The organism is Protofrankia sp. Cr1, assembly GCF_963555865.1.
Taxonomy (GTDB): Bacteria; Actinomycetota; Actinomycetes; order Frankiales; family Frankiaceae; genus Protofrankia.
In genome coordinates this window covers 3,072-3,638 of the sequence record NZ_CAUVXO010000644.1, presented here as the reverse complement: position 1 = coordinate 3,638, position 567 = coordinate 3,072, and the positions used below count along the sequence as shown (strand labels likewise).

The 567-nt window shown below is 69.1% G+C and carries 1 pseudogene; it reads left to right on the top strand.

What is annotated here, in order from left to right:
* Positions 1 to 401 precede the first annotated feature (401 nt).
* Positions 402 to 567: pseudogene (locus U9980_RS28840) on the top strand (MFS transporter); the annotation flags it as partial.

The following is a 567-nucleotide window of genomic DNA, read 5'->3' as shown; positions in this document are numbered from 1 at the left end:
GGACCCCGGTCCGCCTGCGGCGTCGGTTGAGGCCGGTTAGCGCGCGGCGATTCGTTCGATGATGCAGGGCACAAACCGGGTCAGGTCGCTCGATAGACAGGCCGGGCGGCCTGGACGTCTGGGAGCGGTCGGCGCTGGAGGTGTTCGCCGCCGAGGGAACGATGATCGTCCAATGATCGCGTAGACGCGCATTGCTGGCCGCATCGGGACGACCGGCTACCGCGACGGGGCGGTCCACCAAGGTAGGTGCTCCGGGGGCGTCCGGAGGGCCGTCGCCCCCCGGACGGTTCGGCCTCGTGGTGGGAAGGCACCGGGGTCCGCCTTCGCGGTCTGGGCGAATCGGGCAGGCTGGCAAGGTGCGTTCTTCGACGGTTGCGGCGGCTGACAGTCCTCATCCGGGAGTGGCGGGTGGGTCTGGCTGGTTCAGTCGGAACCTGAAGGTGCTGTCCGGGGTGAGTTTCCTGCAAGACTGCGCGAGTGAGCTGCTCTACCCGATCCTGCCGATCTTCCTGACGGTCACGTTAGGTGCCCCGGTCGCGGTGGTCGGGGTGGTCGAGGGGCTGGCCG